At 34.0% G+C, this 26066-nt stretch carries 22 protein-coding genes; all 22 read left to right on the top strand.

Translation table 11 applies throughout. The features are described from left to right. Positions 1–274: 274 nt before the first annotated feature. Positions 275–847 (top strand): DUF3109 family protein, encoded by a 573-nt coding sequence (locus tag J2X17_RS16280; RefSeq protein WP_072969681.1) that lies wholly within the window; start codon positions 275–277, stop codon positions 845–847. A gap of 333 nt (positions 848–1180) precedes the next feature. Continuing rightward, positions 1181–2158: a ribonucleotide-diphosphate reductase subunit beta gene (locus J2X17_RS16275; protein ID WP_310300293.1), complete on the top strand. Its 978-nt coding sequence runs from the start codon at positions 1181–1183 to the stop codon at positions 2156–2158. A gap of 250 nt (positions 2159–2408) precedes the next feature. Continuing rightward, on the top strand, positions 2409–4802 hold the full coding sequence (locus tag J2X17_RS16270) for a ribonucleoside-diphosphate reductase subunit alpha (RefSeq protein ID WP_310300291.1): 2394 nt from the start codon (positions 2409–2411) through the stop codon (positions 4800–4802). A 129-nt stretch (positions 4803–4931) separates the two neighbouring features. Continuing rightward, positions 4932–5141: a histidine kinase gene (locus J2X17_RS16265; RefSeq protein ID WP_310300288.1), complete on the top strand. Its 210-nt coding sequence runs from the start codon at positions 4932–4934 to the stop codon at positions 5139–5141. A 245-nt stretch (positions 5142–5386) separates the two neighbouring features. Then, on the top strand, positions 5387–6784 hold the full coding sequence (locus J2X17_RS16260) for a DUF1800 domain-containing protein (protein WP_310300285.1): 1398 nt from the start codon (positions 5387–5389) through the stop codon (positions 6782–6784). A 12-nt stretch (positions 6785–6796) separates the two neighbouring features. Beyond that, positions 6797–7966, top strand: coding sequence for a DUF1501 domain-containing protein (locus J2X17_RS16255; RefSeq protein ID WP_310300283.1), 1170 nt, complete (start codon positions 6797–6799; stop codon positions 7964–7966). Positions 7967–8060: 94 nt separating this feature from the next. Beyond that, positions 8061–8267 carry an addiction module protein gene (locus tag J2X17_RS16250; protein WP_310300280.1) on the top strand — a complete coding sequence of 69 codons (207 nt, stop codon included), beginning with the start codon at positions 8061–8063 and terminating at the stop codon, positions 8265–8267. Further along, positions 8267–8587 carry a type II toxin-antitoxin system RelE/ParE family toxin gene (locus tag J2X17_RS16245; RefSeq protein ID WP_310300277.1) on the top strand — a complete coding sequence of 107 codons (321 nt, stop codon included), beginning with the start codon at positions 8267–8269 and terminating at the stop codon, positions 8585–8587. Before J2X17_RS16250 ends, J2X17_RS16245 begins: the two co-directional genes overlap by 1 nt. Before the next feature lie 330 nt (positions 8588–8917). Next, complete coding sequence (locus J2X17_RS16240; RefSeq protein ID WP_310300275.1) at positions 8918–9757, top strand: prephenate dehydratase; 840 nt, start codon at positions 8918–8920, stop codon at positions 9755–9757. Between the two features lie 128 nt (positions 9758–9885). After that, positions 9886–11031, top strand: a complete 1146-nt coding sequence (locus J2X17_RS16235) for a pyridoxal phosphate-dependent aminotransferase (RefSeq protein WP_310300271.1) — start codon at positions 9886–9888, stop codon at positions 11029–11031. A gap of 109 nt (positions 11032–11140) precedes the next feature. Beyond that, a complete protein-coding gene (locus J2X17_RS16230) occupies positions 11141–12001 on the top strand; it encodes a prephenate dehydrogenase (RefSeq protein WP_310300268.1) in 861 nt (286 codons plus the stop codon). Positions 12002–12013: 12 nt separating this feature from the next. Beyond that, complete coding sequence (locus J2X17_RS16225) at positions 12014–13096, top strand: bifunctional 3-deoxy-7-phosphoheptulonate synthase/chorismate mutase type II (protein ID WP_026983484.1); 1083 nt, start codon at positions 12014–12016, stop codon at positions 13094–13096. A gap of 266 nt (positions 13097–13362) precedes the next feature. Beyond that, positions 13363–14346 (top strand): ribosome small subunit-dependent GTPase A, encoded by a 984-nt coding sequence (gene rsgA / locus J2X17_RS16220; protein WP_310300265.1) that lies wholly within the window; start codon positions 13363–13365, stop codon positions 14344–14346. Between the two features lie 86 nt (positions 14347–14432). After that, positions 14433–14885: a D-aminoacyl-tRNA deacylase gene (dtd, locus tag J2X17_RS16215; RefSeq protein WP_310300261.1), complete on the top strand. Its 453-nt coding sequence runs from the start codon at positions 14433–14435 to the stop codon at positions 14883–14885. A gap of 63 nt (positions 14886–14948) precedes the next feature. Next, positions 14949–16856 carry a DUF3857 domain-containing protein gene (locus tag J2X17_RS16210; protein WP_310300258.1) on the top strand — a complete coding sequence of 636 codons (1908 nt, stop codon included), beginning with the start codon at positions 14949–14951 and terminating at the stop codon, positions 16854–16856. Positions 16857–16861: 5 nt separating this feature from the next. Beyond that, positions 16862–18883, top strand: a complete 2022-nt coding sequence (locus J2X17_RS16205; protein ID WP_310300256.1) for a transglutaminase domain-containing protein — start codon at positions 16862–16864, stop codon at positions 18881–18883. A gap of 2 nt (positions 18884–18885) precedes the next feature. Further along, positions 18886–20877 carry a DUF3857 domain-containing protein gene (locus J2X17_RS16200; protein WP_310300253.1) on the top strand — a complete coding sequence of 664 codons (1992 nt, stop codon included), beginning with the start codon at positions 18886–18888 and terminating at the stop codon, positions 20875–20877. 2 nt (positions 20878–20879) lie between these two features. Next, entirely contained in the window at positions 20880–21206 is a 327-nt protein-coding gene (locus J2X17_RS16195; protein WP_041518431.1) for a nucleotide pyrophosphohydrolase, read from the top strand. 134 nt (positions 21207–21340) lie between these two features. Further along, positions 21341–22570, top strand: a complete 1230-nt coding sequence (locus J2X17_RS16190; protein ID WP_310300250.1) for a 3-phosphoshikimate 1-carboxyvinyltransferase — start codon at positions 21341–21343, stop codon at positions 22568–22570. Between the two features lie 353 nt (positions 22571–22923). Beyond that, complete coding sequence (gene queA, locus J2X17_RS16185; protein ID WP_310300246.1) at positions 22924–23973, top strand: tRNA preQ1(34) S-adenosylmethionine ribosyltransferase-isomerase QueA; 1050 nt, start codon at positions 22924–22926, stop codon at positions 23971–23973. A gap of 174 nt (positions 23974–24147) precedes the next feature. Beyond that, complete coding sequence (kynU, locus tag J2X17_RS16180) at positions 24148–25425, top strand: kynureninase (protein WP_310300244.1); 1278 nt, start codon at positions 24148–24150, stop codon at positions 25423–25425. A 199-nt stretch (positions 25426–25624) separates the two neighbouring features. Further along, on the top strand, positions 25625–26047 hold the full coding sequence (locus J2X17_RS16175) for a YMGG-like glycine zipper-containing protein (RefSeq protein WP_310300241.1): 423 nt from the start codon (positions 25625–25627) through the stop codon (positions 26045–26047). Positions 26048–26066 lie beyond the last annotated feature (19 nt).

Below are 26066 nucleotides of genomic sequence, written 5' to 3'. Positions count from 1 at the left end.
TGGTTAAAAAATTGATATTTGTAACAATTAATAGCTTTACCACAGAGATTCACAAAGTTTGCCACAGAGTTTCGCGGAGTTTAATTTTTAGAGTTCGCAAAGTTTTTGAGTTTTTAAACTTTTGCAAAGCATGATAAATCTTTGTGGATCTCTGTGAAAAAACTTTGCGTAACTCTGTGAAAAAACTTTACTAACGCGACAGTAAAATTTAATCCCATTTCATCTGTTTTCTTTGACTATCTTTGCACTTTATAAATTACAGTACTTTATTATCATGTTTCAATTAGGTAAAACCATTATTTCAGAGGATATTCTTGAAAAAGAATTTGTGTGCAACTTGTCAGCTTGTAAAGGAGCCTGCTGTGTTGATGGGGATGCCGGTGCGCCTTTGAGCGAAGCAGAAACTAAAATCCTTGAAGAAATCTATCCTAAGGTTAAACCTTTTTTACGCAAGGAAGGAATTGCTGCTATCGAAGCGCAGGGGACCTGGGTTAAAGGAACTGACGGTGATCTTGAAACACCATTAATTGATGAAAAAGATTGTGCTTACGTTATTTTTGACGGAAAAACGGCCCTTTGCGGAATTGAGCAAGCCTACAATCAGGGAATCGTAGATTGGAAAAAACCGGTTTCATGTCATTTATATCCAATCCGAGTGAAAGACTTTACGGAGTTTGCTGCGGTTAATTACGACAAGTGGGATATTTGTGATGATGCCTGCTCTTTAGGCAAGGAATTGGAAGTTCCGGTGTACAAATTTGTCAAAGAAGCTTTGATTCGTCGCTTTGGTGAAGACTGGTATTTGGAACTTGAAAAAGTTGCCGAAGAACTTAAAAATTCGAAATAAATCGGCAGCCCATAGTATGGCTGAGAACTACTTCGATTTCGATCAGAAAAAATCAAAATCTGCTTCAAAAAAACTTTTAAAAACTATTCATTATTTCTTGCTTTTTATTTCAAAAAGTCTATATTCTACGGCCCTTCCGAGCGTAAATTAAAGGTTTAAAATACTCATTTGCAACTATTTAATTATTGTCTGAAAAAGATCTCATTTTTGGGCCGTTGTTAAAAACTACGTCCGATTGTGAATAAGTTTGACTTTTATTTTTGGCAACAAATGACAATCTTTGTAATCGTTCTGAATAAGTAAAATTCAGCATAAAAATTAAATAAAACCGTCATGTCACAAGTCGAGCCAATATTACAAGAAAATAAAAATCGTTTCGTTATTTTTCCTATCAAACATCATGATATTTGGGAATGGTATAAAAAAATGGAAGCTAGTTTCTGGACTGCTGAAGAAATCGATTTACACCAGGATTTGACAGACTGGAATAATAAATTAAGCGACGAGGAAAGATATTTCATTAAACACATTTTGGCATTCTTTGCAGCTTCTGACGGGATCGTAAATGAGAATTTGGCAGAGAATTTTGTGAACGAAGTTCAATATGCTGAAGCAAAGTTTTTCTACGGATTTCAAATCATGATGGAAAACATTCATAGTGAAACTTATTCTCTACTGATTGATACTTACGTGAAAGATGAAGCTGAAAAAGCGGAGTTATTCAATGCTTTGGAAGTTTTTCCTGCAATTAAGAAAAAAGCAGACTGGGCTTTAAAATGGATCGAGTCAGATTCATTTGCTGAAAGACTAATCGCTTTTGCTGCTGTTGAAGGTATTTTCTTCTCAGGTGCTTTCTGTTCTATTTATTGGTTGAAAAAACGTGGTTTAATGCCAGGTTTGACTTTCTCTAACGAATTGATTTCCCGTGACGAAGGTGTACACTGTGACTTTGCTGTCCACTTGCACAATCATCACCTGATCAATAAAGTTCCAAAAGACAGAATTAAAGAAATCATTGTTGATGCTTTAGATATTGAAAGAGAATTTGTAACAGAATCTCTTCCGGTAAGTTTAATTGGAATGAATGCTACTTTAATGACGCAATATTTAGAATTTGTTGCGGATAGATTATTAGTAGAATTAGGTTGTGATCGTGTGTATGGATCAGCGAATCCGTTTGATTTCATGGATATGATTTCTCTTCAGGGAAAAACTAATTTCTTTGAAAAACGTGTTGCCGAGTATCAAAAATCTGGTGTGATGAACACAGATAGTGATGCTCAGAAAATTTCATTTGACGCAGATTTTTAGACAACAAGAATATTTAGTGATACCGAAAACACTAAAAGAATAAATCATTTTTTTAAGATTGAATCTCTTTCCCCAAATCGTAGATTCAGTAACAATTTTTAGCGCATTTTCGATCTTTTTACAGGTCGGGGAGCAGGTGACTATTGAGGATTTTATAATTCTCAAATAATTTAAAAACACGCAATGTTTAAGCACTGGGATTTATTTTCCAGGTCTTTCATTATTTCAATAACTAATAAATAGTAAGCTTATGTATGTAGTAAAAAGAGATGGCCACAAGGAGCCGGTAATGTTTGATAAGATTACAGAAAGAATCAAAAAATTGTGTTACGGCTTGAATGAGCTTGTAGATCCTGTTAAGGTAGCCATGAGAGTTATCGAAGGATTGTATGATGGGGTTTCTACTTCTGAACTGGATAATCTTGCGGCAGAAACGGCAGCTTCTATGACTATTGCGCATCCTGATTATGCACAATTAGCGGCGCGTGTGGCAATTTCGAACCTACATTCAAATACTAAAAAATCTTTCTCAGAAACGATGAAAGATATGTATCACTACGTAAATCCAAGAAATGGACAAGAAGCGCCATTACTTTCGGATGAAGTATTTAAAGTGATTCAGGAAAACGCTGCGTTTTTAGATTCTCATATCATCTATACAAGAGATTTCAATTACGATTACTTTGGTTTCAAAACTTTAGAGCGTTCGTATTTGCTTAAAATAAACGGAAAAATCGTAGAAAGACCACAACATATGCTGATGCGTGTTTCGGTTGGTATTCACTTAGACGATTTAAAATCGGTAATTGAAACTTACGATTTAATGTCTAAAAAGTTCTTTACGCATGCTACGCCAACGTTGTTCAACGCGGGAACTCCAAAACCTCAAATGTCTTCTTGTTTCCTTTTGGCAATGCAGGATGACAGTATTGACGGAATTTACGATACATTAAAACAAACGGCTAAAATCTCGCAATCAGCGGGAGGAATTGGTCTTTCTATTCATAACGTTCGTGCGACAGGATCATACATTCGTGGTACAAATGGAACTTCAAACGGAATTGTTCCAATGTTGAGAGTTTTCAACGATACAGCGCGTTACGTAGATCAGGGTGGTGGAAAACGTAAAGGAAGTTTTGCGATTTACATCGAAACCTGGCATGCTGATATCTTTGAATTTTTGGATTTGAAGAAAAATACAGGAAAAGAAGAAATGCGTGCGAGAGATTTATTCTTCGCCATGTGGACTTCAGATTTATTCATGAAACGTGTTCAGGAAGATACAACATGGACTTTAATGTGTCCTAACGAATGTCCTGGATTATACGATGTATACGGAGACGAATTCGAAGCGATGTATACGGATTATGAATTTAGAGGTAAAGGTAGAAAAACCATTCGTGCACGTGAATTATGGGAGAAAATCCTTGAATCACAAATCGAAACAGGAACGCCTTATATGTTGTATAAAGATGCAGCAAACCGTAAATCGAACCACAAGAATTTAGGAACAATTCGTTCTTCTAACTTGTGTACAGAGATTATGGAGTTCACCTCTAAAGATGAAATTGCAGTTTGTAACTTAGCTTCTATTTCGTTGCCAATGTTCATCGATAACGGAAAATTCGATCACCAGGCACTTTACAACGTTACAAAACGTGTAACCCGTAACCTGAACAAAGTAATCGATAGAAACTATTACCCTGTAAAAGAAGCTGAAAACTCTAACATGCGCCATCGTCCGGTTGGATTAGGAGTGCAAGGTTTAGCAGATGCTTTCATCATGTTGCGTTTGCCTTTTACAAGTGACGAAGCAAAAGCTTTGAATCAGGAGATTTTCGAAACATTATACTTCGCAGCTGTAACCGCTTCTATGGAAATGGCGAAAGAAGAAGGACCATATTCAACATTTGAAGGTTCTCCAATGTCTAAAGGAGAATTCCAATACAACATGTGGGGAATGAAAGATGAAGAATTATCAGGACGTTGGGACTGGGCTTCATTAAGAAAAGAAGTTGTAGAACATGGAGTTCGTAACTCATTATTGGTTGCGCCAATGCCAACTGCTTCGACTTCACAAATTCTTGGAAACAACGAAGCTTTCGAACCATATACATCAAACATTTACACACGTCGTGTATTGTCTGGAGAATTCATCGTAGTAAACAAACATTTACTAGAAGACTTAGTAAAACTAGGTTTATGGAACGAAGATTTGAAACAAGAAATCATGCGTCATAACGGATCTGTTCAAAATATTGACATCATCCCGCAAGACTTAAAAGAATTATACAAAACGGTTTGGGAAATGTCGATGAAAGATATTATCGATATGTCACGTCAGAGAGGTTATTTCATTGACCAATCACAATCGTTGAACTTGTTCATGCAAGATGCTAACTATTCTAAACTAACGTCAATGCACTTCTACGCTTGGCAATCTGGTTTAAAAACAGGAATGTATTACTTGAGAACGAAATCAGCTGTTGATGCGATTAAATTCACATTAAACAATGATAAAAAAGAAGAAACAGCACCAGCTTTAGTTGCAGAAACTGAAGAAATCAACATTGAGGATTATAAAGCGATGTTGCTTAAAGCACAAGCTGCAGGTCCTGAGGATTGTGAGATGTGTGGGTCTTAATAACTTTAGATTTTAGATCTGAGATTTTAGATTTTTAGAATATAGAAAGCAGTTATCGTAATGGTAACTGTTTTTTTGTTACAAAGCGATGTTTGTAATAAAATTACTACTTTTGATAAAAAAAGTCAAATGAAAATTATAATTGAAGATTACAGTAGAATTGCAAAAAAATTAAGAGAAGAATATCCAAAATTATCAGATTTTGAAATTTTATCTTTAGCTATACAAATTGAGAGAAATCAAATTTTAGAGAATGGTTTAGTAGTCAGTTCGTCTGATAAGTATCCAAGTGGGTTAGAAGCTATAGCTATTGCTTTAGGTTATAATGAATCAAATTAGACATTGTACTATTAACATAGCCCGTGGTTTCAACCACGGGAAACGAATTGGAATAACGCATCGCATTCCCGTGGTTGAAACCACGGGCTATGTTTGATTATGATTGCTGAATATAAAATAAACAATATCCCCAAAAAAATCCCGTTCTAAACATTACCAAACTTTTCAAAACCGTAGCCCCTCAGCCCCTCAAATTAAACCTTTAAGGAAAAACAAAGTCTTATTTCTAAACAACTTCCTGCGTTATGAAAAAAAGCAATCTTTGGTCGTTACGATTGGGTTTTTCCGGTAAACAAGCCGGAGAAATAGAAAAATTAGGATTAGAAAAATTTCTAAAACATTCCTATGATTCCAAATTCGATACACAACTTCCTGCTTTTTTAGAAGATGATCCCAAAACACTTTTGGAACTTAAAGAATTGCGCGAATCCATAAAAACTGCTGATTCTGAATTTAAAAAGAAAGTTCTGAAAAAAGAAATCTACTCTAATGTAGAACTTAAAAAATGGTGGATTAACAAAATGCGTAATGACGAATTTCCATTACGCGAGAATATGGTTTGTTTTTGGCACAATCATTTCGTTTCAACCTCCCAAAAAGTAAAAGTCAATTACTGGATTTATCAGCATAATATGATTTTGCGTGAACATGCTTTTGGTAATTTCAAGGAATTAACCAAGCAAATCATAAAGTCAAATGCGATGATAAAGTATTTGGACAATGTCGATAACAAAAAAGGCAAATACAACGAAAATCTGAGTCGGGAATTATTGGAATTGTTTACTATTGGAATCGGGAATTATTCTGAAAGCGATATAAAAGAAGGTGCAAGAGCATTAGCCGGATTAAATTATGGCGATGATGGCGGCGTTTATCGAAAATTTGCTGAAGACAATACCGATAAAACCTATTTCGGAAAAACGGGAAACTGGAAAGCCGATGATTTGGTTGATATTATTTTTGAACAGAAAAACATTCCGTACTTAATTACCCGAAAAATCTTGGAATGGTTTGTTTATGATAATCCTACGGAAGATTTAGTGAAATATTATGGCGATTATTTCAGAAAAGTAAAGTTTGAAATTCAGCCACTACTAACTAAAATTTTTACTGAAGAATATAAAAAAGAAAATTCCGGAACAAAAATTAAAGATCCGTTGGTTTATATTTTACAACTTATGGATGAATTACATATTGACGATCTTGATGATGGTTTAGTTTTGTTTTTCCTGAAACAGCAAGGCATGGATTTGTACAATCAGGTGAATGTGAAAGGTTGGGATGGAGGAAATTCCTGGCTGACTTCGCAGATTTATTTACAGCGCAACAATACTTCAGATTTGCTTTGCAGCGGAAGAAGCATTACAAGAAAAGTTTTGAATACAATGACTGCTGAAAACGAGAAACCAAAGTCGGAATTTGATAAAATAGAGGTCAAAATCGATTTTGATAATGAAGGAAATAACAAAACAATTATCACGGAACTATCGAACAGGTTATTATTCAAAGTAAATGATTCCATGCAAAAAGACATGGAAAATTTGCTAAAATATGATTTTGACCCAAAAGACCCTCACGCCAATTTTGCTGTGATTCGATTGTTCAATTATATCACAAAGCTGCCTGATTATCAATTACTTTAAAAGATTGAAATTATGAACAGAAGAAATTTTCTAACATTGACAGGAACATTCACAGGCGGATTGCTCGTACTTCCTGATTTTTTGCATGCTTTTGGTTCACAAAATAATTTGGTAACCGGAGAGCAGTGTATTGTATTTGTTCAGCTCAACGGCGGGAACGATGGTTTGAATACTTTTATTCCGTACGATAATCCGCTGTATTATGATTTGAGAATGAAAATTGCTCTGAATAAAGATGTAGTTATTGGAAAAAATAAAGGAATGGCATTTCATCCTTCGTTAAAAGATTTTGCTCAAATGCAACAAAACGGAGATTTAACCGTAATTCAGAATGTTGGATATCCGGAACCAATTCGTTCTCACTTTAGAAGTCAGGAAATCTGGCAAACTGCTGTCGATTCTAATAAATATATAAATGAAGGATGGTTAGGAAGATATTTAGATTTGCAATGTAACGGTCATCAGGCCACAGCAGGAATAAATTTAGACTCAATCGATAATTTGGCTTTGAAAGGAATGGAACCTAATTTTATTACAGTAAAAGACCCAAACCGATTTAAAGTAAAATCAGATAAGGATGAAAATATAACGTTGTCTGATAATCCACAATTGGATTTTGTTCGAAAAATCGCCAATTCAGTTACCGAAGGTTCTGATGAAATCCAGAAAGCATTAGCAAAATCCAAAACAGAAATCAGTTATCCGAAAACGGAATTGTCGAAAAATCTGGAATGGATTGCTAGATTAATAAAAGGAAATTTAAATTCTAAAGTGTATTACACATCACTTGGTGGATTTGATACACACGATAATCAACTTGCTATTCATGAAAAAAGATTAACAGATTTGAATGATGCGTTATTCACTTTTTATCAGGATTTAAAACAAGCACAATTAATGCAGAATGTTACGATTGTTGTTTTCTCGGAATTTGGAAGAAGAGTTAGAGATAACGGAAACGGAACGGATCACGGAACTGCAGCCCCAATGTTTATTATTGGAGGAAATAACAAAGGAACGATTTTAGGTAATAATCCAAATTTAGCCGACCTCGACAACGGCGATTTAAAATATGAAATTGATTTCAGAAGTGTTTATGCTTCATTATTACAGCAAAAAATGAATTTCGATTATTATAAAATTGGGATAAAGAATAAACCATTGGCTGGATTGTTTTCTTGATTTAATAATTAAAAAAGTCCATCTGTTTTATTATGATTTATTTCAGAATTAAAATGTTTAAATTTGTAATTGTTCAAAGCTTAAAAACGGAAATATGGAAATCAAGAATTTATCAAAATATGGCAATGCCGAAAAAATTGTTCTGGCTGAGCAATTGTGGGATAGTGTTTCTAAGGAAAGTTTAGAGGTTTCTGATGAGGTTAAAAGAGAATTGGATATTCGGATACAAAACTTAGAAGAAGGAAAAACCGAATTATATACGTGGGATGAAGTAAAGGCGCATTTGAGATCGATTAGATAATGTATAAAATTAGTTTTGTAAAAGAAGCATTATTTGATGTTGAAGATGTTGTATTGTGGTATGAAGAACAAAGATTAGGGCTTTCTTATGATTTCGAACTTTGTCTCGAAGCAGGTCTTGATGAAATATCACGGAATCCTGATGCTTTTCAAAAGAAATATAAAAACGTAAAGATTAGATTCATTTCTAGATTTCCGTACGGAATTCATTATCGTTTTGAAAAAGATGAAATTATTATAATAGGCGTTTTTCATACTTCGAGATCACCTAAAAAATTGGTCCAAAAGATTACGTTTATAAGTGAAAACTCAGAATCTTAGCAACTTATTACCTCCGAAACTCTTTTAATATTTTCATTTTAAGACCGATTTATTAAAATATCTTACAAAACTGCGATAATTTGTTAAGAAATCCGTTTTTGTTTCATAAAATGCATTATTTTTTTTGGTGCGCTAAAAATAATTTATACATTCGCAGAGAATTTAAATAATAACACAAACAAAATGGCATCTAACCGTTTTTATTTTAGCAACTCTTTTTATTTCTTCTTTAGTAGAAGTAAGGATTGTGCTATGGTTATTTGAGAAATATAAAAGACAAATAAAACTAATATACAATCCTGATGCAAATCAGGATTTTTTTTTGAATATATGACAACTAAAATTGCAATACAAGGTATAAAAGGTTCTTTCCATCATCAGGTAGTGAATGAATATTTCTCTGAAAATGTGGCTATTGATGAGTGTTTGTCTTTTGAAGAATTAATCGACAGCCTTCTTTCAGGAAAATCTGATCAGGCGGTTATGGCGATTGAAAATTCGATCGCAGGTCCAATTATTCCGAATTATGCTTTGATTGACAAGAATAATTTGCACATTATTGGAGAGCATTATTTAAGCATTCACCAGAATTTAATGGCTTTGAAAGGCCAGAAAATCGAGGACATAAAAGAAGTTCATTCACATCCGATGGCAATATTACAATGTATGGATTTCTTAAAGCAGTATCCAAACATCAAATTGGTTGAGGATAAAGATACAGCCGAAACTGCCAGAAGAATTCAGGAAAAACAATTGAAAGGAATCGCTGCAATTGCGAGTAAAACGGCTTCTGAAATGTATGACTTAGAAATCATCGCTCCGGAAATTCAAACGATCAAAAACAATATGACTCGTTTTGTGATTATCAAAAAGCAAAATTCTTTTTTACCGGAAAGCGAAATCAACAGAGCTTCTATCAAATTTGAATTAGATCATAAAAGAGGAAGTTTAGCAGCAGTTTTAAATGTAATGAGCGATTGCAAATTGAATTTAACAAAAATTCAGTCGCTTCCAAAAATTGAAACACCTTGGAAGTATTCTTTTTTCGTAGATGTGACATTTGAGAAGTACGAAGATTTTGCAAAAGCCAAAACGTTACTAAATATAATGGCAGAATATTTTAAAATTCTGGGTGAATATAAAAACACAAAGCCTTTGAGTGAGTCATAAAGTTGGAAAGTCGAAAGTCTTAAAGTCAAAAAAAGCATAAAGCTTGCGGCCTAAAGCCTAAAGCAATATAAAAAGTCAAAAATAAAAGAGCCTAAAGCCTAAAGCTTACAGCCTAAAGCAATAAAAAAATGATTACAACAGCAAAACGATTAGATACAGTTGAAGAATACTACTTCTCATCAAAATTGAGAGAAGTTCGTCAACTAATGTCTGAAGGAAAATCTATCATCAATATGGGAATTGGAAGCCCTGATTTGAGTCCGTCGAAAGCAGTAATTGAAGCGGTTGCCGCGGCAATTCAGGATGAAAACGGACACGGTTATCAGAGCTATCAGGGATTACCGGAATTGAGAAGAGGAATGGCGGATTTTTATCAGAATCAATTTGGTGTTGCATTAAATCCGAATAACGAGATTTTGCCTTTGATGGGTTCGAAAGAAGGAATTATGCACATTTCGTTAGCGTTTTTAAATGAAGGCGATCACGTTTTGATTCCGAATCCAGGTTATCCAACTTATACTTCGGTAACTAATTTGGTTGGAGCGGTTCCGGTTTATTATGATCTGAAAGAAGAAAATGCATGGGAACCGGATTTTGAAGCTTTAGAAAAACTAGATCTTTCGAAAGTAAAAATCATGTGGCTGGGTTATCCGCACATGCCAACAGGAGCAAGGGGAAGTTTGGCGTTATTTGAAAAATTGGTTGCTTTTGCTAAAAAATACAACATTTTATTGGTTAACGATAATCCGTATAGTTTTGTTTTGAATGATAATCCGATGAGTTTGTTGCAGGTGGATGGTGCGAAAGATGTGGCTTTAGAATTAAACTCCTTAAGTAAAACGTTCAACATGGCAGGCTGGAGAGTGGGGATGGTTTTAGGAAATCCTGAAATTATTGATGCAGTTCTAAAAGTAAAAAGCAACATGGACAGCGGAATGTTCTACGGAATTCAGAAAGGTGCAGTTGCTGCTTTAAATTGTGATAAATCATGGTTTGCGGATCAAAATAAAATTTACAGACGACGCAGAGAATTGACAGAAAAACTAGCAGAAAAATTAGGCTGTAAAGTGTATAAAGAAGGAGTTGGGCTTTTTGTCTGGGCAAAATTGCCGGAAGGAATAGCATCAGCAGAAAAGTTCATTGACGAGATATTATACGAGAAACACATTTTTATCACGCCGGGAACAATCTTCGGAAGCAATGGTGAAGGGTATATCAGATTTTCGTTGTGTGTGAAAGAAGAAAAAGTACAAGAAGCGATTGATAGATTTTAGAATCAAGAATCAAGAATCAAGATTTTTGTCCAGATTGTCAGGCTGAGCGAAGTCGAAGCTTTTTTAATTGGAATTTGGAATTTAAAATTTTGGAATTTAAAGAAATAGTATGAAAGTATACGTAATAGGAATAGGGTTAATAGGAGGTTCGATGGTGCTGGACATCAAAGACCAACATCCGAACGCTACTATTTTTGGGATTGATAATAACGAAAAACATTTGCAGGAAGCAATTGATTTGGGTGTTATCGATGAGGCTGGAAGCTTTGAAGGTTTGGCTGAAGCCGATTTTGTAATCGTTTCGGTTCCGGTTGATGTCGCGCTGATCGTTTTACCAAAAGTATTGGATTTGGTTGGAGACAAAACAATTGTTTTTGAAGTTGGGTCGACTAAAAAGCCAATTTGTGATGCAGTTGCAAATCATCCGAAAAGAAGAAATTTTATCGCAACGCATCCAATTGCAGGAACGGAGTTTTCAGGACCTTCGGCGGCGATAAGAGGTTTGTTTAAAGGAAAGACAAACATCATTTGCGAAGTGGAAAAAACCACTTTTAAATTGCAGGAAAAGGCGCTACAGCTTTTTAGCGAAATCGGAATGAGGATTCGATATATGGATCCGACTTCGCACGACAAACACATTGCTTACGTTTCGCATTTGTCGCACATTAGTTCGTTTATGCTCGGAAAAACGGTAATGAATAAAGAAAAAGACGAACAGGATATTTTTGACATGGCGGGAAGTGGATTTGAAAGCACCGTTCGTTTAGCAAAAAGTTCTCCCGCAATGTGGACACCGATTTTTAAGCAAAACAAAGAGCACGTCATTGAAACATTAGAAGAATATATTTCAAATCTCAGTCGGTTTAGGGATTTGCTAAAAGAAGAAAATTACAATGCCATTTTTGAAGAAATGGAAAGCACAAATAAAATAAAAGAAATACTAAACGGATTAACAACAACTAAAAAGTAAATTAGAATTAAGATGGAAAATAAGAAAGAAATGAGAAAGTGGTTAGAAGATTTCAATTTAAATCACCCACTTGTGATAGCTGGACCTTGTAGTGCAGAAACGGAAGATCAAGTATTAAAGATTGCTCATGAATTGAAAGATTCAAAAGTTAGTGTATTCAGAGCTGGAATCTGGAAACCAAGAACGCGTCCGGGAGGATTTGAAGGTGTTGGGGAAATTGGTTTAAAATGGTTACAAAAAGCTAAAAAAGAAACTGGTTTATTGATGGGAACTGAGGTTGCAACTGCAGCTCACTGTAAACTGGCTTTAGAACATGATATTGACGTTTTATGGGTTGGTGCCCGTACAACTGCAAACCCTTTCGCAGTTCAGGAAATTGCTGATACTTTGAAAGGAACTGACAAAATCGTTTTGGTTAAAAACCCAGTAAACCCGGATTTAGCTTTATGGTTAGGTGGTGTTGAGCGTTTACACATGGCTGGAATCGAGAAATTAGGAGTTATTCACAGAGGTTTCTCTACTTACGAAAAAACAAAATACAGAAATATTCCAGAATGGCAGATTGCTATCGAATTACAAAATAAATTCCCTGATTTACCATTAATCATCGATCCATCTCACATTACCGGAGATCGTAAAATGATTTTCGAAGTAACGCAGGAGGCTTTAGATTTGAACTACGATGGTATGATTATCGAAACGCATTACGATCCGGACAACGCTTGGTCTGATGCAGCTCAACAAGTTACTCCTGATGCTTTGAAACAAATCATTAAAGATTTGACTATCAGAAAAACGGATGATACTACTGATGAGTACAGTTCAAAAATGACGAAACTAAGAGCTAACATCGACGTACTTGATGCTAACTTATTAGAATTGTTAGGAAAACGTATGAAAGTAGCTGACGAAATTGGTCAGGTGAAAAAAGATGCAAACGTGGCGATTCTTCAAAACAACCGTTGGAACGAAATCTTAGGAAAAATGATTTTAGAAGGTGAGAAAAAAGGTCTTACTGAAGAATTCGTTTTGAGAATGTTCAAAGCAATCCACCAGGAAAGTATTGGTCACCAGGAGAAAATTTTCAATGCATAATTTTTTCTAAACCATATAAGTGATATAAGTTAAATTTAGTTTTAGCTGAATTTTGTTATTTGGTTTCTTATATCATAGATTTAAAAATAGATTGTTTTTTTAAAATCTCCATCGCTTTGAAAGAAGTGTTGGAGATTTTTTTATGATTTTAAATACCGAAATCAATGGGTTTCAATTGTAAAACAGTAATTTTGTGCTTTAATATTTTTTAGTTTTCAGAGGAATCTAAAAATCTAAAATCTAAAAATCTAAAATCTAAAATTTGAATGACAGGACTCGTATATAAATCTACAGGAAGTTGGTACACCGTAAAATCAGAACAAGGCGATTTTATAGAATGCCGTATGAAAGGGAAGTTTAGGATGAAAGGTATTAAAAGTACTAATCCTATTGCTGTAGGCGATATTGTCGATTATGAATTGGAAGAAACTTCAGATGCTGTAACCGGAACGATTTTTAATATTCACGAAAGAAAGAATTACATCGTTCGTAAATCGGTTAACCTTTCGCATCAAATGCATATTATTGCGTCGAATATTGATCGTGTATTTTTATTGATTACGATTAATAATCCTCCAACGACATTCAATTTTATAGACCGTTTTTTGGTAACTGCGGAGGCTTACAATATTGAAACTATTTTGGTTTTTAATAAGATAGATACTTTTGACGAGCCAACGCTGGAAGATCAATTGTATATGCAATATGTGTATCAGCAAATTGGTTACAAATGTCTAAGAGTTTCTTCGACTGAAATGAAAGGTGTTGACGAGTTAAAAGAAATGATGATTGGTAAAGTAAGTATGTTTTCTGGGCACTCTGGTGTTGGGAAATCGACTTTGGTAAATGCGATGGAACCTTCTTTGCATCTTAAAACCAAAACCATTTCTGAAGCCAGTAAACAAGGTCAGCACACTACGACTTTTGCTGAAATGTATGATTTGTCATTTAATGCCAAAATTATCGATACACCAGGAATTAAAGGCTTCGGAATTGTGGATATGGAGAAAGAAGAAATCAGCGGTTATTTCCCTGAATTTTTCAAATTAAAAGATCAATGCAAGTTTAACAACTGTCTGCATAAAGAAGAGCCACATTGCGCCATAAAAGCGGCCTTAGAAAGAGACGAAATTGCATGGTCACGTTATAATAGTTACTTGAAAATTCTCGAAGGCGATGATGAAAATTATCGTACTGATTCTTATGACGAAGATCGTAAAGCCAGTGATGAAACAAGAAACCAGAAATAAAAACAGTCGAAAGTCAAAAGTCTAAAAGTCATAATGTACATTCCGGACTTTCAACTTTATGACTTTCCAACTTTAAGACTAAATATATGAGAATAGTTCTCCAAAGAGTTTCTTCTGCATCCGTAACGGTCGATTCTAAAATTGTTGCCAATATCCAAAAAGGTTTATTAGTTTTAGTCGGAATTGAAGATGCCGATACTCAGGAAGACATTGAGTGGCTGGTTGGTAAAATCATTAAAATGAGAATTTTTGGCGACGAAAATGACGTTATGAACTGCTCGGTTCAGGATATTGATGGCGAAATAATTGTTGTGAGTCAGTTTACACTTCACGCTTCTACAAAAAAAGGAAATCGCCCTTCGTACATAAAAGCCGCAAAACCAGAATTTGCGATTCCGATGTACGAGAATTTCGTAAAATCTTTAGAAAAAGAGTTTATTAAAAAAATCCAAACCGGAATTTTTGGTGCTGATATGAAAGTCAGTCTGTTAAATGATGGTCCGGTCACAATTTTAATTGACAGCAAAAACCGAGAGTAAAAAATAATAAACAAATGTTAAGGATTTCTAAAAATAATATATATTTGGAGAAATTCCCTACTAATGAAAAGACTCGTTTTTGCGTTATTTTTTTTCTTAATTGCGCTTATTTCTTCAGCTCAAAAGAGCGAATATTCCGCTGCTACTATTGCCGATAGTCTTAAACAAAACGCCGATGCCGTGGTGCGTTTAGATCAAATGGATATTGTCATTTCTTCTCAACGCAGCATGAATATTAAGGTCCAAAGGATTGTTACGGTTTTTACCGAGGCAGGATTAAATGATATTGATGCGTATCAGGGATATGATAAAGCAACATCAATAAAAAACATTGAAGCAATTGTTTATGATGCTTTTGGTAGGGAAATCAAAAAAATTAAACGTAAAGATTTTAAAGATCAGAGCGCAGTAAGCGGAAGCACCCTTTTTTCGGATAATCGCGTAACTTTTTTAGAATATACTCCTGTATCTTATCCCTTTACAATTGTTTATAATAGTGAGATTGAAAGTTCGAATACCGCCTTTTTACCACAATGGTATTTCTTGGGAGGTTATGCGGTAACTATTGAGAAATCGGTTCTGAATGTTACTTTTCCTAATAACCTCGGATTTAAAAAGAAAGAGTTCCAATTTTCAGGTTACAATATCAAAAAAACTTTAGAGACCGATACGCAACTAAGTTATGTAGCGACTAATATTTTAGCGCAGAAATCTGAAGATTTAAGCCCATCACATACTGACCTTTTTCCAAAAATCATGATGGGATTGGAAAATTTTCATTTAGAAGGTGTTGATGGTACAGCTAAAACCTGGGAAGCATTTGGTAAGTGGTATAGCGAAAAAATTCTGACTGGAACTACTGATTTGTCTGAACAAACTAAAACTAAAATAAGAGCTTTGGTTGGTGATGAAAAAGATCCGATAAAGAAAGCAAAAATTATTTATGATTACGTTCAGAAAAAATCAAGATATGTAAACATTGCTATCGGTATTGGAGGCTGGAAACCGATGCTTGCTGCAGATGTAGATCGCTTAGGTTATGGCGATTGTAAAGCGTTATCAAATTATACCAAAGCACTTTTACAGGCAGTTGATGTTCCTTCGTACAATACTATTTTATACGGCGACCGATATAAATCTAATATTCAGTCTGATTTTGTTTCGATGCAGGGGAATCACATGATATTAGCCATCCCAAACGGAGATAACTATACTTTTCTGGAATGTACGAGTCAGGTCGATCCATTTGGATATCAGGGAACTTTTACTGATGATAGAGATGTTTTGGTTGTTAAACCAGAAGGTGGGGTAATTGTCAGAACTAAAATTTATGATGACAAAGGCAACACTCAAACCGATAAAGGAATTTATACGATTGACGAAAGCGGAAACTTTTCAGGCTCAATAACTATTACTTCAGAAGGTTCTCAATATAGCTCTAAATCTCAAATAGAGTCTTTACAGCCAACAGAAAAGGAGGCTCACTATAAAAAATATTGGGATAACATCAATAATTTAAAACTCGGTAAAGTAGTTTTTACAAATGATAAGGAAAGTATTCGTTTTACTGAAAATGTTCAGCTTTCTGCCCTCAATTATGTACCGATTTCAGCCAACAAAATGATTTTTGCACTGGATGTCTTCAATCAGAATAACGGAAGCGTAAAAAGAATCAGAAACCGTAAAAATCCATTTCAGATTCAGCGAGGCTATTTAGATACAGATGAAATTGAAATCAATTTACCAGCCGGTTTTACCATTGAATTCTTGCCAACAAATTATGAATTGAAAGGAAAGTTTGGTGAATACAAAACAGAAATCATCAAAAAAGAAAATAATAAACTGCTATATAAGCGTTCGATGTTTTTAAGCAAAGGGAAATATTCGAATAAAGAATATGATGAATATCGCCTTTTTATGGAGCAGATTTCAAGAAACGATAATGCCAAAATTATACTAACTAAGAATTAACCCAAATGAAATTTATTAAATTATTTAGCCTCTTAACCGTTTTGTTCTTTTTTTCAAGAACTACTGCACAGGAATTTAAATTAGGAAAAGTATCAATAGCAGAATTGCAAGAAAAAGCACACCCTAAAGATTCATCGGCGGTGGCTGCAATACTGTATAAAAAAGGAAAATCAAAAATTGAATATAATGATAATGATGGTTTTTTTCTGTTAACAGAAGTTGAAACACGAATTAAAATATATAAAAAAGGTGGCTATGATTGGGCTAATCAAAGCATTAGGTATTATAACGTATCAAATGATTCAAAAGAATCGGTTTATATTTCAGACGCCGTAACTTATAATTTAGTTAATGGAAAAATCGAAAAAACAAAACTAAAAAGCGATGGTGAATTTAATGAACAAGTTAATAAGTTTAGATCCAGAAAGAAAATTACAATGCCTAATGTAAAAGAAGGCTCAGTTTTAGAATATAAATATACAATCAAAACACTTAATATCGGAATGATGCCGGATTGGAAATTTCAATCTAGTATTCCGGTTAATTTTTCTGAATATATAACTTATATTCCTGAATATTATACATTTAATGCCAGAGAGAAAGGATATCTTTTTCCAAAAGTTTCTGTTGTTAAGAATTCTAAATCCGTAAATATCTCAAGTAAAGAAAGAACTTCAGGACCAGGATATGTTTCGAGTACTTCATTTTCAAATGATAAATTTGATTATATTGAAACTCAAACAACTTATTTTTTAGAAAATTTACCAGCAATTAAAGAGGAAGCTTTTGTAAATAATATAGATAATTATACAGCCAGTATAGAACAGGAGTTGTCGATGGTAAAACCATTTAATCAACCTCTGAAAATGTATTCTACAGACTGGAACTCAGTTGTAAAAACAATTTACGATTATGATGATTTTGGTCCGGAACTAAATAAAACAGGGTATTTTGAAGACGATCTTAAAGCCGTATTAGCTAATGTAAATACTCCTGAAGAAAAAATATTGGTTATTTTAAATTATGTAAAATCAAGAGTTGTTTGGGACGAATATTACAGCTATAGCTGTGATAAGGGAGTAAAAAAGGCCTATCAGGAAAAAACAGGAAATGTTGCTGAAATTAACTTAATGCTTACAGCAATGTTGCGCTATGCTGGATTAACAGCAAATCCCGTTTTAGTAAGCACACGATCAAACGGAATTCCATTATTTCCTAACAGAACTGCTTTTAATTACGTAATTGCGGCGGTAGAAACTCCAAATGGGAATGTTTTACTTGATGCGACTGATAAGTATTCAATTCCTAATGTTTTGCCATTAAGAACGCTAAACTGGCTAGGCAGGTTAATACGTAAAGACGGAACTTCAGAGGAGGTTGATTTAATGCCTAAAAAGGTTTCAAGCGATAATGTTTTTGTCACTTATGCAATTGATGCGGAAGGTAAGGTAAATGGTAAAATTAGAAGACAATGTACAGATTTTAATGCTATGGTTATGCGAGATAATTTTTCGAGCCTGAAAGAAGATGCATATCTGGAAAAACTGGAAAATGAAAGTAATAAAATTGAGATCAGCGAATACAGTAGAACAAATGAAAAAGAAATATTATTGCCAACTATCGAAACATTTTCATTTAAAGGAGATAATTTGACGGAAGTAATTGGTGGTAAAATTTATATTAATCCGATGTTGTTTTTTGCCACAACAGAGAATTCATTTAAACAGGAAACCAGAGAATACCCTATAGATTTTAGTTATCCTTTTTCTGATAAATACAATATTACAATTCAAATTCCGGAAGGATTTGCTGTTGAGACATTGCCAGTTCCAGCAGTAATAACAATGGAAGATAATTTGGGTGGTTTTAAATTTAATGTTGCAGCAAACGGAAATTCTCTTCAATTAGCGGTTTCTCATCAAATTAATGAAGCGATTGTGTCAGCTGAGAAATATGAAATGATAAAAGAATATTATAAAGCAATGGTTGCAAAAGAAACAGAGAAAATAGTTTTAAAAAGAATCTAAATATGAAGTTTCAAAACCTCGCAATTGTTGTCTTTTTATTCTTTTTCTTTTCAAAAATGAATGCTCAAAAGTATGAATTAGGAAAAGTAACTGTTGCACAATTGCAGGAGAAAGTATATCCGCAAGATACTACTGCCCCTGCCGCAATCATTTTTAAGAAAGGAAGAACTTTTTATACTTACAATTTAAGTACAGGTTTTTCTGCGAATCATGTTTATGAGTTTAAAATAAAGATTTATAAAAAAGAGGGACTCAGCTGGGCAGATCAGAAAGTGCGTTTTTACATTGGTTATGAAAACCTAAACGAAGATCGTTTAGAGTTTTCTGACGCCATTACTTATAATTTGGAAAATGGTGCTATCGTTAAAACAAAACTGGATAATCAGGGAACTTTCAGGAAAAAAGTAAATAAATACTGGAAGGAGAAAATTATAACATTGGCAAATGTTAAAGTTGGGTCGATTATCGAATATAAATATGTTTTAAAATCAGAGAATATCGTAAAGCTCCCTGACTTTGATTTTCAGTATAATATTCCAGTTAATTATTTTGAATATAAAACCGAGATCCCTGAATTTTTCATTTATAAAACAATTAAGGTTGGTAGTACACCAATAACATCAGATGCCAAAATGGGCAGGGGAAGCCAAAGTTTTGACAACGAGTATAAGCAAACTACCAATATTTCGTATCAACAAATTAATTCTTTTTATACCGGAAAGGATATTCCGGCGCTAACGCCTGAACCGTATGTTGATAATATGGATAATTATAAAGGAAGTATTCAACACGAACTCGAACGTGTTCGCTATCCTGAAAAGCCGGTAAAAGATTATACCATGACGTGGGAAGGCGTAGCATCAACCATTTTTAAGGATGGAAGTTTTGGAAAAGAACTTGACAAAAGAGATTTTTTACTTGAAGATGTTACAAAATTATTGAGCAATATAGAATCGCCTGTCGAAAGGTTAAATATCATTTTTAAATTCGTTCAGAATAAAATGAACTGGAATGAAGAGAATGGATATTATACTGATAAGGGAGTTGAAAAAGCCTACGCAGATCAAACAGGAAATACTGCCGAAATCAATTTTATATTAATCAATATGTTGAAATTGGCTGGTATAGAAGTAAATCCGGTTCTGGTGAGTACTGTCGAAAATGGAATTCCTGTTTATCCTACAAGAACGGGTTTTAATTATGTTATTGCAGCAGCCGTTATTGATGGAAAACAAATTTTGTTAGATGCGACCCATAAATTTACTGCCCCAAATATTTTGCCGCTCAATGTTTTGAACTGGAAAGGCAGACTTATTAAAAAAGACGGAACATCACAGGAAATAGATTTGTATCCGCTTTATGTTTCTAAAGAATCTTCCAGTGCGATTGCCAAATTAGATCCTTCTGGTAAAATTGAAGGGAAGGTAAGGATTCAAAGGACAGATTACGACGCATATAGTTTCAGAATTAAAAATGCCGATAAAAATCAGGAAAATTATCTTGAAAAATACGAGGAGCAATTAGGAGACCTGAAAATATCTGATTATGCGATCGAAAACAAAAAAACAAATCTAACGAATCCAATTTTGGAAACCTTCTCCTTTATTTCAGAAAATCAAACTGAAATTATTGGCGGTAAAATATTCATAAACCCACTATTGTTTTTTACAAGAACTAAAAATCCTTTTACTCAGGAAAAGAGGCAAATGGGGATATATTTTGGATATCCTGAACAGGAAAAATTTAATCTGAATTTGAATATTCCGGAAGGTTATGTTGTCGAATCGCTGCCACAACCTACTCGTATTTCATCTGAGGATAAAGCAATATCATATACTTTTAATATATCGAACGAGGGTAATAAAATTCAAATTATTTGTTTAATGGAAATTAACAGTAGTATTTTTGCAGCTGAAGCTTATACTGGATTAAAAGATCTTTTCCAGAAAATGCTTGCCAGTCAAAATGAAAAAATTGTTCTTAAAAAAATATAACTATGGATTTGAAAAATGCCCAACTTGATGTTGATACCTGGATAAAAGAACACGGAGTTCGCTATTTTAATGAGCTGACCAATATGGCTCAACTTACGGAAGAAGTAGGCGAAGTTGCCCGAATTATTGCACGCAGATATGGAGAGCAATCTGAAAAGGAAAGTGATAAAAATAAGGATTTAGGTGAAGAATTGGCTGATGTTGTTTTTGTAGTGCTGTGTCTTGCCAACCAAACCGGAATCGATTTGCAAGCCGCTTTTGATAAAAAAATGGATTTAAAATCGATTCGTGATAAAGACCGTCACAAAAACAATGATAAATTGAAATAATTGTGAAATATCATTCATAAGTTTTGAATTATGAGTTTTGAATTTTGAATTATGAATGGGGAGTGGTAAATTGCGTGGCTGAATTACGTTTTTAATCATTCATAATTCAAAATTCACAACTTACAATTAAAAAAATGAATTTAAAATTAAGCACGAATTCACAATTCACCATTGACAATTCACAACTAAATATTACAGGATCAAAAAGCGAAACCAATCGTTTATTGTTACTAAAAGCATTGTTTCCAAATATTACCCTTGCCAACACCTCAAACTCTGATGACAGCGAGGTAATGCAAAAAGCTTTGGTTGGAAATGCTGAAATTGTAGATATTCACCATGCCGGAACTGCAATGCGCTTCCTGACAGCTTATTTTGCTGTGAATGAAGGCCGCGACGTAGTAATGACGGGTTCAAGCAGAATGCAGGAGCGTCCGATAAAAATTTTAGTGGAAGCTTTGGCGCAGTTGGGTGTTGAAATTTCATATGAAAAAGAAGTAGGGTATCCTCCAATTAAAATTAAAGGAAAAAAAGTTACAGCTTCAAAAGTAACTTTGGCAGCAAATGTGAGCAGCCAGTATATTTCGGCACTTTTATTAGTTGCTTCAAAATTAGAAAATGGTTTAGAACTTACTTTGGAAGGAGAAATTACTTCAATTCCGTACATCAAAATGACTTTGGCTTTGCTAAATGATTTAGATATTCAAACTAGTTTTGAAGGAAATGTGATTAAAGTTTATTCAAAAGAAAGTGTTGTTTCAAAAGAAATGGTTGTAGAATCAGATTGGAGTTCTGCATCATACTTTTTTAGTTTAGTGGCTCTTGCTGATGCGGCAACGATTACATTAAGCAGTTACAAAGAAAACAGCTTGCAGGGAGATTCTGAATTGGTTTCACTTTATGAGAAATTGGGCGTGAAAACGACTTTTCAGGATAACAAAATGACGTTGGTAAAACAACCTGATTTTAAATATGAAACGGTAAACTTCGAATTAAACAATACTCCGGATATTGCTCAGACAATTGTGGTGACTTGTTTAGGTTTAGGAATTGGCTGCCATTTAACGGGTCTTCATACTTTAAAAATTAAAGAGACGGACAGGCTTGAAGCACTTAGAATTGAGCTTACAAAATTGGGAGCAAATATTTCAGTAACAAATGATTCTTTGACTTTAGTAGCTTCTGATAAAATTAATCATGATGTGAAAATTGCAACTTACAACGATCACCGTATGGCGATGGCGTTTGCTCCGTTGGCAATTAAAGTTCCGATTATCATTGAAGATGCTGAAGTAGTTTCTAAATCATACCCTGATTTTTGGAATGACTTAAAAGCTTTGAATTTCCAAATCTTGGAATTGTAAAAAAATATTCGCCACGAATTCACGAATTTTAAATTAATAATACGTGACCTCGTGAAGAAAAAAATGAATAGCCTCCAGTTTTAATTGGAGGTTTTTTTATGCGAATAATTTTTCGGCTTTAGCCAAACAAAAACACTTACTAATTTTCAAGAACGGAAATTAAATGGACTTATATAACTTATATGGTGAAAAAAACGTTTTTTAACGAGGTCAAACCATCAGTAAATCAACGACTTTTGAAAATAAACAGCAAAACACTTGACAACGCCTATCTCACAATCGTATATTTGCACACGATTTATAATTTTAGATATAAAATCTAAGATCTACACTTTAAAATCAACAATTCAAATATGAAATTATCACATTTTCAATTTAATTTACCAAAAGAACTTTTAGCGGAATTTCCAGCAGAAAACAGAGACGAGTCTCGTTTAATGGTAATTGACCGTGCAAAACAAACTATAGAACATAAAATGTTTAAAGATGTTATCAATTATTTTGATGACGGAGACGTTTTAATTCTTAACAATACAAAAGTTTTCCCTGCTCGTTTGTACGGAAACAAAGAAAAAACAGGAGCAAGGATTGAAGTTTTCTTATTAAGAGAATTAAATTCAGAGCAACGTCTTTGGGACGTTTTGGTTGATCCGGCTAGAAAAATCCGTATCGGAAACAAACTTTATTTTGGTGACGACGATTCATTAGTTGCTGAGGTAATTGACAACACTACTTCTCGTGGTAGAACTTTGCGTTTTTTATATGACGGTTCTTACGAAGAATTCAGAAACAAATTGACAGAACTTGGAGAAACTCCAATTCCTAAATACATCAACAGAGAAGTTACTGCTGAGGATGCTGAAAGATACCAAACTATCTATGCGAAAGAAGAAGGAGCTGTAGCTGCACCAACTGCTGGTTTACACTTCTCAAAACACCTTTTGAAAAAATTAGAAATTAAGGGAGTAAACTTTGCTGAGGTTACACTTCACGTAGGTTTAGGAACTTTTAATCCGGTTGAGGTTGAAGATTTATCAAAACACAAAATGGATTCTGAAGAATTAATCATTAATCAGGAGGCTTGTGATATTGTAAATGAAGCAAAAACGAAGAAAAAACGTATTTGCGCTGTTGGAACAACTTCAATGCGTGCTATCGAAAGTTCAGTTTCATCTCAAAATACATTAAATCCTTACGAAGGATGGACAAATAAATTCATTTTTCCTCCTCACGATTTTAGTATTGCAAACTGTATGATTACTAATTTCCACACACCAAAATCAACATTACTGATGATGATTTCAGCTTTCTGTGGACATGATTTAATGAAAAAAGCATACGAAGAAGCAATCAAAGAAGAATATAAATTCTATTCTTACGGAGATGCGATGTTAATCCTCTAATTCAGAGATAAAAATTTTATAAGAACCCGTCAGTTAATGATGGGTTTTTTGTTTTAAAAAAGTTTTAATGTTTCAAGTTTCAGGTTTCAGGTTTTTGCGCAATGTTAAACTTGAAACCTGAAACTTGAAACAAAAGAAACATTTCCCTATTTTTACGCCCTCAAAATAAATACAATGACTTTTCAAAATACACGCGAATTCGCAAAACAACTCGATGCACAAGACGTTTTAAATCATTATCAGGAGCAATTTATTTTCCCTAAAGTGAATGACAAACGTGTTATCTATTTTACAGGAAATTCTTTGGGATTACAACCAAAACGAACCAAAGCTTATATTGATGAAGTAATGAATGATTGGGCAGAATTAGCTGTTGAAGGTCATTTTTATGCTCAAAAACCTTGGTGGGATTATCAGGAAAGATTTGCTGAACCGTTGAGCAAAATTGTTGGTGCATTGCCTTCAGAAGTTACGGTGATGAATACCCTGACAGTCAATCTTCATTTATTGATGGTTTCTTTTTACCAGCCAAAAGGCAAACGTTATAAAATTATCTGCGAAGAAAAAGCTTTTCCTTCAGATCAATACATGTTTCAGAGTCAGGTACATTTTCACGGTTATAAAACGGAAGATGCGATTGTTGAAATCAAACGTCGTGAAGGAGAACATAATATTCGTCTGGAAGATGTTTTGGCAAAAATTGAAGAAGTAGGAGAGGAGCTTGCTTTGGTTTTAATTGGAGGAGTAAACTATTATACAGGACAAGTTTTTGATATTAAAACAATTACTGCAGCCGGACAAAAAGCCGGTGCAAAAGTGGGTTGGGATTTAGCTCATGCCGCCGGAAATATCAAATTAGAACTTCACGATTGGAATGTAGATTTCGCAGCTTGGTGCAGTTACAAATATATGAACTCGGGACCAGGAAATGCTTCTGGATGTTTCGTTCACGAAAAACACCACAATGATCCTGATTTACCAAGATTCGCCGGTTGGTGGGGACATAACAAAGAACGCCGTTTTAAAATGGAACCTAATTTTGATCCAGTTCATGGAGCAGGGGGCTGGCAAATAAGTAATTTACCAATACTTTCTTTAGCACCCTATTTAGCTTCTGTAGAAATGTTTGCTGAGGTTGGAATGGATGCTTTAATCGTAAAAAGAGATCATATTACTTCTTATTTAGAATTCATTTTGCATGAAATTGATAAAGAAGTTAAAGGTAGTTTCGAAATCATTACCCCTTCAAATCCTGAAGAAAGAGCTTCGCAATTATCTGTTTTTTTACATGGAGAAGGAAGAAGTTTATTTGATTATTTAATGAAAAACGGAGTGATTACAGATTGGCGTGAACCAAATGTAATTCGACTGGCTCCGGTTCCTTTGTATTGTTCTTATGAAGACATGTATAATTTTGGTCAAATTTTGAAAAAAGGAATTTTAGGAAAATAATAGATTAAAAAAAGGAAACAATCTCGCAAAGTCGCAGCACCGGAAAGAAAAAACTTAAAAAGAAAACTTTGCGACTTCCGATTTTGCGAGATTAATTTTTTTGCAAACATGAAATTCTGTAACCTTTCCTCCAAATTTTATAACATCAACAAAAAGCTTCTTCTTTAATTTGTAGTGTATAATCATTAAAACTACAATCATGAAATCCTTATATATTTTATTAGCAGCTTTGTCTATTGTTTCTTGTCAAAATCAAGGAAATATGGCGATGAAAAAAGAGAAACAGGCCAGTATAGATTCCATGAAAATTGAAATTGCAAAACAAAAAGCAATCGATTCAATGAAAACTGAAATGGCTAAAATCACGGAAGAAAAACAAATTGAATCTCAAAAAGTGGTAGTAGTACATCAGACTGATGGAACTGCAACAACCACAACAACGAAAAAGAAAGGTTGGAGCTCTACCGCTAAAGGTGCCGTAATTGGTGCAGGAGTTGGTGCTGCAACCGGAGCAATCATCAGTAAGAAAAAAGGTGAAGGAGCCATAATTGGAGGTCTTGCCGGAGCCGGAGTTGGTGCTGGAACAGGCGCCATAATAGATAGCAGTAAGAAAAAAGAATAATCAGCATTATCTAAAAATA

Source organism: Flavobacterium aquidurense, assembly GCF_031458035.1.
GTDB classification, from domain to species: Bacteria; Bacteroidota; Bacteroidia; order Flavobacteriales; family Flavobacteriaceae; genus Flavobacterium; species Flavobacterium aquidurense_C.
Note: the sequence above shows the minus strand (reverse complement) of the source record. Positions and strands in the feature narration are given on the sequence as shown.

Coding starts and splice junctions, on each gene's coding strand:
- J2X17_RS16280 (WP_072969681.1), top strand. CDS start 275: ATGTTTCAATTAGGTAAAACCATTATTTCAGAGGATATTCTTGAAAAA.
- J2X17_RS16275 (WP_310300293.1), top strand. CDS start 1,181: ATGTCACAAGTCGAGCCAATATTACAAGAAAATAAAAATCGTTTCGTT.
- J2X17_RS16270 (WP_310300291.1), top strand. CDS start 2,409: ATGTATGTAGTAAAAAGAGATGGCCACAAGGAGCCGGTAATGTTTGAT.
- J2X17_RS16265 (WP_310300288.1), top strand. CDS start 4,932: ATGAAAATTATAATTGAAGATTACAGTAGAATTGCAAAAAAATTAAGA.
- J2X17_RS16260 (WP_310300285.1), top strand. CDS start 5,387: ATGAAAAAAAGCAATCTTTGGTCGTTACGATTGGGTTTTTCCGGTAAA.
- J2X17_RS16255 (WP_310300283.1), top strand. CDS start 6,797: ATGAACAGAAGAAATTTTCTAACATTGACAGGAACATTCACAGGCGGA.
- J2X17_RS16250 (WP_310300280.1), top strand. CDS start 8,061: ATGGAAATCAAGAATTTATCAAAATATGGCAATGCCGAAAAAATTGTT.
- J2X17_RS16245 (WP_310300277.1), top strand. CDS start 8,267: ATGTATAAAATTAGTTTTGTAAAAGAAGCATTATTTGATGTTGAAGAT.
- J2X17_RS16240 (WP_310300275.1), top strand. CDS start 8,918: ATGACAACTAAAATTGCAATACAAGGTATAAAAGGTTCTTTCCATCAT.
- J2X17_RS16235 (WP_310300271.1), top strand. CDS start 9,886: ATGATTACAACAGCAAAACGATTAGATACAGTTGAAGAATACTACTTC.
- J2X17_RS16230 (WP_310300268.1), top strand. CDS start 11,141: ATGAAAGTATACGTAATAGGAATAGGGTTAATAGGAGGTTCGATGGTG.
- J2X17_RS16225 (WP_026983484.1), top strand. CDS start 12,014: ATGGAAAATAAGAAAGAAATGAGAAAGTGGTTAGAAGATTTCAATTTA.
- rsgA (WP_310300265.1), top strand. CDS start 13,363: ATGACAGGACTCGTATATAAATCTACAGGAAGTTGGTACACCGTAAAA.
- dtd (WP_310300261.1), top strand. CDS start 14,433: ATGAGAATAGTTCTCCAAAGAGTTTCTTCTGCATCCGTAACGGTCGAT.
- J2X17_RS16210 (WP_310300258.1), top strand. CDS start 14,949: ATGAAAAGACTCGTTTTTGCGTTATTTTTTTTCTTAATTGCGCTTATT.
- J2X17_RS16205 (WP_310300256.1), top strand. CDS start 16,862: ATGAAATTTATTAAATTATTTAGCCTCTTAACCGTTTTGTTCTTTTTT.
- J2X17_RS16200 (WP_310300253.1), top strand. CDS start 18,886: ATGAAGTTTCAAAACCTCGCAATTGTTGTCTTTTTATTCTTTTTCTTT.
- J2X17_RS16195 (WP_041518431.1), top strand. CDS start 20,880: ATGGATTTGAAAAATGCCCAACTTGATGTTGATACCTGGATAAAAGAA.
- J2X17_RS16190 (WP_310300250.1), top strand. CDS start 21,341: ATGAATTTAAAATTAAGCACGAATTCACAATTCACCATTGACAATTCA.
- queA (WP_310300246.1), top strand. CDS start 22,924: ATGAAATTATCACATTTTCAATTTAATTTACCAAAAGAACTTTTAGCG.
- kynU (WP_310300244.1), top strand. CDS start 24,148: ATGACTTTTCAAAATACACGCGAATTCGCAAAACAACTCGATGCACAA.
- J2X17_RS16175 (WP_310300241.1), top strand. CDS start 25,625: ATGAAATCCTTATATATTTTATTAGCAGCTTTGTCTATTGTTTCTTGT.